Raw genomic sequence first — 6,479 nt, forward strand, 5'->3', positions numbered from 1 at the left:
CCCCTTTATTCACTTACTTTTTTTTTGTGATTACTTCATCAATTAGTCCATACTCTTTAGCTTCAGCTGCTTCCATAAAGTAATCCCTTTCAACATCTTTTTCTAGTTTTTCAAGGGGCTGACCTGTTCTTTCGCTTAGAATTTGGTTTAAATGTTTCTTTATCTTAATAATTCTTTCTGCATGTATAGCAATATCAGTTGCTTGCCCTTGAGCTCCACCAAGTGGTTGGTGTATCATTATCTCTGAGTTAGGAAGAGCAAATCTCTTTCCCTTAGCTCCTGCTGCAAGTAAGAAAGCACCCATAGATGCTGCCATACCTATGCAAATCGTTGATACATCTGGCTTTATATAATTCATAGTATCATATATAGCCATACCATCAGTTATTGAACCACCAGGGCTATTTATATAAAGGTAGATGTCCTTATCAGGATCTTCAGCCTCTAGGAATAGAAGCTGCGCCACTACTAACTTAGATGTTATAGGGTTAACGTCTTCTCCTAGCATAATTATTCTATCCTTTAATAGTCTTGAATAAATATCGTATGATCTTTCTCCTCTACTTGTTTGCTCCACTACCATAGGAACTAAACTCATAAATATCCCTCCTTAAGATAAAATTATAAACCAATTAAAATACTAAGTTATATAGCCTTACTATTTTCAACAATTAGGTCTACAACTTTATTATTTGAAATTTCTTCTTTTATGCTTTCTCTTTCAGCAGTAAGAATTATATCTCTCATTTTTTCTAGATCTTTTTCACCATATCTCTTAGCTATTTCTTCAGCCCTATTTAATAATTCTTCTTCTGTTACTTCAAGGTTTTCAGCCTTAGCTATTGCTGTAACTACTAGGTTAGTCTTAACTCTATTAGCTGAAACTTCTCTAAAGTCACTTCTTAGCTTATCCATTGTCATTCCTAGAAGTTCCATATACTTATTGATGTCTAGTCCTTGATACTTAAGTTTCATATCAAGATCCTTAACCATAAAGTCTACTTCTCTTTCTATCATAACATCTGGAACTTCAACTTCTGAAGCATCTGTAATCTTCTTGATTACTGCATCCTCGAATTCTCTTTTAGCTTTTTCTTCATTAGCTTCTTCTAGTTTCTTCTTGATGTCAGCCTTTAATTCATCAACTGTATCAAATTCTGAAACATCCTTTACAAATTCATCGTCAAGTTCTGGTACTTCTTTAACCTTTATTTCGTTAACAGTAACCTTGAATAAAGCTGGCTTTCCTGCAAGTTCTTCTACTCTATAGTCTTCTGGGAATGTTACATTAACATCCTTTGATTCTCCAGCCTTTGTTCCCTTTAGTTGGTCTTCAAATCCTGGAATAAAAGTACCTGAACCAATTGTTAGTTCAAAGTTTTCTCCCTTTCCACCTTCAAAAGCTGTATCATCAACGAATCCTTCAAAGTCAATTACAGCTATATCACCTTCATTAACTTCTCCATCTTCCTTTGATACCATTCTTGCAGCTTTTTCTCTCATTGAGTTAACTTCAGCTTCAACGTCTTCTTCTGTAACCTTATATTCAACTTTATTAACTTCTACGCCTTTGTAATCTCCAAGCTTAACTTCTGGCTTAACAGTTACAGTAGCTGTATAAACAAGGTCTTCACCTTTTCCTATGCTAACTACATCTATTTCTGGATAGTCAACTGGTTCAATTTTGTTTTCTTCTATAGCAGCAGGGTATGATGCTTCACATGCAAAGTTTATAGCATCATCATAAAGTACACCTTCTCCATAATATTGGATAATTACATTCATTGGTGCTTTACCCTTTCTAAATCCAGGTATATTAAACTTCTTTGCATTCTTTTTATATGACTTATTTAATGCCTCATTAAATTTTTCTGCTGATACTGTTATTTCTAGCTTAACAGCGTTTTTTTCTAGCTTTTCAACTTTTACGCTCATGTTTCTTCCTCCTAAATTAGCCTTATAATAGTTTTGTATTAACGTAGTTCTATCGGTACATACGTATAGTATAACATTGTAATGATATCACAGTGAGTCCTCATATTCAAGTATTTGGACCTATACAATACCCTCTCTAGTTACAGTTGCTATGACTTTTTCCGACGGTCTTAATGATGCTTCTGCATCACTTAAATTTTCTTCATCAGCTACGTTAAGTAACTCCCTATCATAATACTTAGAAGCATTAAACACTCTAAATCCTACTATAGAACTATTTGAAACTATATCAACAGTATCTAAAATAAGATTTGCTGCTTTCTCGCTATCATATAAATTCGATGAAGTAGAAGTATTTTCCTGTTTTTTTATAAAAGTATTATCTTCATTTTTAACATTTTCCTCAAAATATATGCTAACTATATCCTTTTCTCTATCGTAGCAAACCTTCAATTTCCATTCTCCCTTCAATAAGTAAGTTAATAAATACCCTTCTTTTGAAATTATAACCTTATTCTTCCTTTTTTAAAACAATTTTATTATTATTTTTTTGTATTTACGTTTATATTTTTCCCATCTGATATAAATGTAACTGTACCGGACTCATAGGTTTTTATTAAAGATATATTCAAGTTTTCTAAAAGTTTAATTGTTTCCCTATGGGGATGACCATACTCATTGTTTTTACTACATGATACTACAGCATATTTAGGATTTACTTTCTCTATAAACTTTTTAGAACTTGAACTAAAACTTCCATGATGACCAAGTTTTATTACATCTGATTTTAATTGGTATCCCTTTGATATAATTTCTTTTTCAGAATACTTCTCTGCATCTCCCATAAGCATGAAACTATTTCTTCCATAGGTTAGTTTAACAACAATACTATAATTATTTAGATCCTTATAACTCTTTGAATTAGGAGCTATAAATTCAATCTTTACATCGCCTAAATTTAAAATCTCTGATGACTTTGGAGATGTTATCTTTAGGCTTTTTTCTCTTATAGATGACATTGTGTCCTTAAATGTTTTTGATGTATGTGTAACCTTTGGCATATAAACCTTTCCAATAGTAAAATCCTTTATAACAGATGGCATATTTCCTATATGGTCCTCATGTGGATGTGTTCCTACTAATATATCAATGTTCTTAATATCCTTAGAACTTAAGAAACTATATAATTTGTCTTTTTCATCCTTAGACCCTGTGTCTATTAATATATTTTTTCTATCTGGAGTTTTTATGAATATTGCATCTCCTTGACCTACATCTATAACACTTACTTCTAACTGAGGAGAAGTAGATATACTCTCCTTCTGTGCGCAACCAACAAAAATTAATACTGATAATAAAAGTATCCCTATTATACTTTTAATTCTTGACATTTAAAACCTCCAGTGATTCTAAGTGTTCTCTTGCCCTTCCTATTTGGTTAAAACTCTCATAATTATCACCATAAACCTCAATTATATAGGGGATGTTTTTATTGATACTGTGAATCTTTTGTATAATTTCCTTTAAGTTTGCATTTCCCTCACCTGGAAGAAGACAAGGCGATGTTTCACTTGCATCATTAATGTGTACAGTACTAATGTTATCCCCATACACTTTAAGATATTCATAGGGATCTACTCCACTTAATCTTGCTTGTTTTAAGTCTAATGTATAATATAAATTTTTAATCATATGTTGTTTAAGGTCCTTTAAGAAATCTATATTACTTCCTTTGCACCTTGCAACATTTTCAATGGAGACTTTAACTCCATATCCCTCTGCAATCTCACAAAGATAGTCCATTTGACGTGAAACTTTAGAAATATTTATTTTCTTTCCTGGCATGTTTTTCATTCCATGAAATGTATAGTATTTAGCTCCTAGAACTGAAGCCGCTCTGCACACTTTAGTAAACTTATCTTCCATTTCCTTTCTACGTCTATCATAGGCATCATATAAAAATGGTTCAAATACTGAAGAAAATGCATGAACAGAATAAATCTCAACGCCTAGTGCTTTAGCCCTTTCACTTAGAACAAATGCATAATCTTCTGACGATTCACTTTCTGTTTCTAAAAAAGCCTCACACAGGTTAAATCCTAAGTCTCTCATTATATCTAAGGTATCTTCTGTATTTACCCTTGGATAGAAAGAGGCAGTTGATACTCCTATCCTCATTACTACTTATGTCCTCCTACCAACTATAAATGTTTTTTTAATTATATCATAATATATATTTAAAAGCTTCATATAAGCTACATGATTTCTTATCGGTTATTTTAATATTTCTCTTTGAGCATATTTTACTATTATTATATATACAACTTATGCAGTATGAATATTCTATATTATCATAGGATGGATTTTTTTCTTCAAAATAGCATTTCACTAGAAAAGAATAGCTACTTTTAATTCCCTTTAAATCTAGTATCTCCTCCGACTTACTGTTATATAGATTATAAATATCCTTATTATATGTTTTGTAATATAATGCTTTTTTCATATACTCCCTAGCGCATTTATAATCATCTTCTTTATATATTTTAGAAAGGTATCTGTAGCTTAATGAATTACACCTATCTAGGTTTATACTTTCACCAATAGCTAAAGCAGATTCCATAATACCTTTTCTATTCTCGATTACTTCTCTACATATATCTTCACCTTTAACCTTATCTCCCTTTAATATATAAAGTTTGGCTTCCTTTAATAAAATCTGATCTAACCAGGATATATGAAATGATTCTAATGTATCACCTAAAATAACATCCCTAGAGTAGTTCCTTTTAGCCTTATCAATAAGTTCCTTAACATATTCATATTCTCTAAGCTCAGTATACTCATCTATAAGGATACAGATATTCCATAAAAGTATGTTTCTTTCAACATTGCATAAAGTATCTTCAGATATATTTTTTATTATATTGTTTATTATGTCTATACCTTTGGTTTTTAATCCAAATTTAACTTGAAAATTTGCAACTATTGTAGACATTACCATGTTATTTTTGTCTTTATTAACACCCTCATATCTACTTAAAACCGCATGGCTTGTAACTTCACTAGCATTTTTCATTAATGTCCTCCGATATATTTCTATTATATCTATATGCACCTTCTGAAGTATTTAATATAAATGAACGCACAAAAAAAAGAGCCATAGGCTCTCTTTTAAACTTTTTATTTCATAGCTGTATATCCGTCTTTAGATATATAAATATACCCTTCACTTGTTTTAAGCTTCAAACGTCCCTCTTTGTCATAACCTTCAAAGTTAATTTCAGGTATCTTACCTGTAACCTTTGTTATCTTAGTATGCTTAGCATCTTTTTTCGGTCTTGTAATCCAAAGAGTTAGCGTTCCCCCTGATTTAGTGTTTGGCATATCTGAAATATAAACTATATTTCCATCTGTAGTGAACTGAGGCTTCGCATTCCATATGTAATCCTTATTATTCTTAAGAATTTTTCTACTTAATTTCTTTCCACTACTAAATACCACATTTTCCTTAGTTATATCTGTAAAATCACCTTCATTATCAGCAAGTATTAAAGATTGATCTGTTTTATCAACAAATACTATATACTTCTTATTAGGAGAAACAGAAAATTCAACTGAATCTAGGTTCTCATTTTTCAAACCCTTAAATTCTTTATTTTCACCATTTACTATATATTCTAGTTTTATAGGCTTACTATTCTTTAAAGTATATGAATATTCAAGTACACTAGGTGAGGGACTAGCTTCTTTCTGGCTTTGATCTGGTTTTGAGTTTTCTGTAGATTTAGAACTATCCTTAATAGATTCCTGTTTTTTACTAGTAAAATCAGGAAAGACATTTATGTTATTCTTCTTTAAATAATATCTTCCTCCAAAGAAGGCTATACATACTAGAAGTAGTAGAAATAATATAATATTAAGTTTTCTTCGCTTCATCTTCTGCTCATAATCGCTACTAAATATACTTGGCTTTGACATTTGTTTCCCTCCTAACCTTAGTATCTTTATTATAACTAATATTTGTCCATAAAAAAAGATTTATGTTAAGTATTTTTCCCAAATTCATCTTTAGTTATCAATTAAATAAATAAATATTTATAAAAATAAAAAAGTCATCTATGATTAGATGACTTACTGGTGGACCATCGGGGGCTCGAACCCAGGACACCCTGATTAAGAGTCAGGTGCTCTACCAACTGAGCTAATGGTCCATATTATCATGTTTATTATTTCACCATAACTGGTGAGCCACCAGGGAATCGAACCCTGGACACCATGATTAAAAGTCATGTGCTCTACCGACTGAGCTAGTGGCTCAAAATGGCTGGGCTAGTAGGATTTGAACCTACGCGTGCGGGAGTCAAAGTCCCGTGCCTTACCGCTTGGCGATAGCCCAATAAATGGGGTGGATAATGGGATTCGAACCCACGGCCTCCAGAGCCACAATCTGGCACGCTAACCAACTGCGCTATACCCACCATGTTAAGTTAAATGGTGCGCCTTAAGAGATTCGAACTCCTGGCACACGGCTTAGAAGGCCGTTG

7 protein-coding genes and 4 tRNA genes are annotated in these 6,479 nt (G+C 31.9%); all 11 read right to left on the reverse strand.

Annotation, left to right across the window (positions count from 1 at the left end; genetic code table 11):
* Nucleotides 1-13 precede the first annotated feature (13 nt).
* The 11 genes from clpP to CLCY_RS03615 all read right to left on the reverse strand — a co-directional run bounded on the left by clpP (nucleotide 14) and on the right by CLCY_RS03615 (nucleotide 6,413).
* Entirely contained in the window at nucleotides 14-598 is a 585-nt protein-coding gene (gene clpP / locus CLCY_RS03565) for an ATP-dependent Clp endopeptidase proteolytic subunit ClpP (protein ID WP_048569771.1), read from the reverse strand.
* Nucleotides 599-645: 47 nt separating this feature from the next.
* Nucleotides 646-1,935, reverse strand: a complete 1,290-nt coding sequence (gene tig / locus CLCY_RS03570; protein WP_048569772.1) for a trigger factor — start codon at nucleotides 1,933-1,935, stop codon at nucleotides 646-648.
* A gap of 120 nt (nucleotides 1,936-2,055) precedes the next feature.
* Nucleotides 2,056-2,388, reverse strand: coding sequence for a hypothetical protein (locus CLCY_RS03575; protein WP_048569773.1), 333 nt, complete (start codon nucleotides 2,386-2,388; stop codon nucleotides 2,056-2,058).
* Between the two features lie 89 nt (nucleotides 2,389-2,477).
* Nucleotides 2,478-3,326, reverse strand: coding sequence for a ComEC/Rec2 family competence protein (locus tag CLCY_RS03580; protein ID WP_048569774.1), 849 nt, complete (start codon nucleotides 3,324-3,326; stop codon nucleotides 2,478-2,480).
* The gene (locus CLCY_RS03585; RefSeq protein ID WP_048569775.1) at nucleotides 3,313-4,113 is read right to left on the reverse strand and encodes a sugar phosphate isomerase/epimerase family protein; all 801 of its coding nucleotides are present in this window, start codon (nucleotides 4,111-4,113) and stop codon (nucleotides 3,313-3,315) included. The genes CLCY_RS03580 and CLCY_RS03585 overlap by 14 nt, the downstream gene beginning before the upstream one ends.
* Before the next feature lie 46 nt (nucleotides 4,114-4,159).
* Nucleotides 4,160-5,011: a hypothetical protein gene (locus tag CLCY_RS03590; RefSeq protein WP_048569776.1), complete on the reverse strand. Its 852-nt coding sequence runs from the start codon at nucleotides 5,009-5,011 to the stop codon at nucleotides 4,160-4,162.
* A gap of 104 nt (nucleotides 5,012-5,115) precedes the next feature.
* A complete protein-coding gene (locus CLCY_RS03595; protein ID WP_048569777.1) occupies nucleotides 5,116-5,913 on the reverse strand; it encodes a hypothetical protein in 798 nt (265 codons plus the stop codon).
* Nucleotides 5,914-6,070: 157 nt separating this feature from the next.
* Nucleotides 6,071-6,146: transfer RNA gene (locus CLCY_RS03600), tRNA-Lys, on the reverse strand.
* Nucleotides 6,147-6,176: 30 nt separating this feature from the next.
* Nucleotides 6,177-6,252, reverse strand: a tRNA-Lys gene (locus tag CLCY_RS03605).
* Between the two features lie 4 nt (nucleotides 6,253-6,256).
* A tRNA-Gln gene (locus CLCY_RS03610) sits at nucleotides 6,257-6,331 on the reverse strand.
* A gap of 5 nt (nucleotides 6,332-6,336) precedes the next feature.
* Nucleotides 6,337-6,413, reverse strand: a tRNA-His gene (locus tag CLCY_RS03615).
* Nucleotides 6,414-6,479 lie beyond the last annotated feature (66 nt).

This window comes from Clostridium cylindrosporum DSM 605 (genome assembly GCF_001047375.1).
GTDB lineage: Bacteria > Bacillota > Clostridia > Clostridiales > Caloramatoraceae > Clostridium_AB > Clostridium_AB cylindrosporum.